Origin of the sequence: uncultured Capnocytophaga sp., assembly GCF_938029845.1 — a bacterium.
Taxonomy (GTDB): domain Bacteria; phylum Bacteroidota; class Bacteroidia; order Flavobacteriales; family Flavobacteriaceae; genus Capnocytophaga.
In genome coordinates this window covers 1-2,447 of record NZ_CALHGG010000028.1, presented here as the reverse complement: position 1 = coordinate 2,447, position 2,447 = coordinate 1, and the positions used below count along the sequence as shown (strand labels likewise).

2 protein-coding genes and 1 pseudogene are annotated in these 2,447 nt (G+C 36.8%); all 3 read left to right on the top strand.

Features of this window, described 5'->3' with window-relative positions:
• Positions 1-137 (top strand): annotated as a pseudogene (locus tag Q0625_RS02255) (DUF1768 domain-containing protein); the annotation flags it as partial.
• 5 nt (positions 138-142) lie between these two features.
• On the top strand, positions 143-1,726 hold the full coding sequence (locus Q0625_RS02250; protein ID WP_298823273.1) for a DUF6138 family protein: 1,584 nt from the start codon (positions 143-145) through the stop codon (positions 1,724-1,726).
• A gap of 69 nt (positions 1,727-1,795) precedes the next feature.
• On the top strand, positions 1,796-2,447 hold a 652-nt coding region (locus Q0625_RS02245), incomplete at its 3' end, for an NADAR family protein (protein WP_298823272.1).

The following is a 2,447-nucleotide window of genomic DNA, read 5'->3' as shown; positions in this document are numbered from 1 at the left end:
GGATAGGCTTGGGGAAAGACAACGAGAAAGCACATAACATCGCCTCATGGCGTGGCAAAAATTTGTTGGGCTTTGCACTTATGGAAGTAAGGGACGAGATTAGAAAGGTATATCAGAATGTACATTTGTTAAAATAAAAGAAATGAATACAACAGAAAAATACGCTGAAGAAATTCTACAAGGGATATTAGAAAAAATAGGGTGTGGAACGGAAACTCCTTATCAGTATCGTTATCTTGTGGAAGGCTTTGCTAACTATATTTTAATAGAGCAAGATGAGAATCCTGATAATAATATCCTTATTCATACTTCACTCAAAGAGTATAGTACCCCTAAAAGAATAGTCATTTCCAATTTCTCTACACTTTCTAAAGAAGAAAAGAAAACTATTGCTAATACTTTGCAGGAGAAAATTACTAAGATGTTCTTTACAGAAGCTTTTTTTGGAAAGTTCCAGTATAAAACATTAGTAAATATTGAATTTGAAGATTACACACTACAGTTCAAACTGGTACACGAAGCACGCAAAGCAGAGCTTAAGAAACGTTTTGACACTTTTATGGAAGAGGTAATCAACCACCCCAGTAGAGAAATGGAGGACGGAGAGATAGTTAGCTTTTTAGATAAGTTATTTGATACAGAGCTCAATGGTTATACAGAGAGCCAAATCATTGCTATTGCTGAAAAAACATTAAAACTTTATGCTGGTAAAAAAGATTGGCTAAAAGAAAATGCAAGATGGCTTACTTTTAAGGCTGAATACTGGGCATGTGAAGTTTTTTACCCATTGTATTACGATAAAAAAAGACCTCGATGGAATATTGAATATACGCTCAAAGAAGGCATCACTCCTGAAAAGGTTGATACAGACAAACTAAACCTCTATATACAACAAGCCCTTTGGAAAATCAAATACAAATGGTACAGTTGGGATGTAAAATCTGCTCGAGAATATTTAGAACGAGCAGCCAATGAACTGGGGTCGGAGAAAGCCAAGCAATACCTTAAAAAAGGTACGGGCGAGCTACCCGATAACCTGATTCATTACAAAGATAGCGAATTGGAAGCTGATGCCAATGATGTATTTGCTACCATTAGCCTTAAAATCAAGCAAGAGACCGCTGAGGCTTACCGTAAGGCATTGGATTTTATCATTGCGCTGCTTAAAGCAGGATTCCCTCATAGTTATCAAATCAAGCTCAGTTCTAAAGCTCCTAAACAGTTTTTGGATATAAAAGGTCTTGCTAAATCAAGCACGCATCGCTTTTTTGCACAAGCATTGCAATATGAGACCTTGCATTCTAAATTAGAGGAATATGCGAAGGTAGCGATGAAAGAGTTTGAATGGTATACCGATGTGGAAGAAGGGGAGAAGAGCTGTATGACAGGAAGCTATGCTGTATTTGGCTTGGGACTCACTGACAAGAAGTATTTTCCTTTGATTATACAATACTTTAAGCTAGTAGATGATGAGCACCAGATGGTACACAAAAACTTTGTCAGTGCGCTGATAGAACAGTATGGATTTAGTGCAGAAACCTTGCCTATGATATATGAGGGAGTGATTTCTTCACAAGATGATGTGATATTCAAGTCACTTACAGAAGCGATGAAAAATCCTGAAAACAAAGCACTCCTGAATAACTTTTTGAAAGATAAAGAGGATTACTACCAAGAGGCGATGTATTATGCCGTGTATGGCAAAAACTGGGAGAAGAAGAAATGAGACCTAAAAATAAATATTTTGTAATACTCTGAGAAAAATATTACTTTTGTCTCTTAAAAATACATGATAATGAAACCCACATTTGAACTTAAGACCCCTCCTTGGATTAAGTTTCCAGAGCTTTCAGAGTTTACCATAGGCTGGCGTATGGGCTATGGTGAAGCCTATGGTTATGATTTTTGGAAATGGTATAGAGCACTTACCCCAAGACAACAACAAGAGTACCAAATACTATATCCTCGTCCTTGTTTTTGGCATTTAAATACTTGGAAACCGAGAGTTTCATTGGAAGAATTAAGTTCTGGGAAGAATGATTACTATTATGGAAATAATCGTATTCCCTTTTGGCAGGCTAAAGGAACTTACAGATACTCTCTGACATCTTTTTTTAACTCAACCAAAGAACTCAATTTTATCTTCTTTTGGAAACCTAATGCTCAGGTAGTAGACGAATCTTGTTTTTCACAATGGCAACCTTCTCCTTTTCAAGTGAATGCTTATAATTATTCTTGTGCCGAGCAGTATATGATGGCAGAGAAAGCACGTTTGTTTGGTGATAAAGAGGTGGAAAAAGAAATCATGAACACGTCCGACCCTAAGCCGATGAAGGCCTTGGGAAGGAAAGTGCGTAATTTTGACCCTCAGGTGTGGGACAAAGTCAAATATAGTATTGTACTGAATGGAAATTACTACAAATTCACTCAGAATAAGGAAATGATGG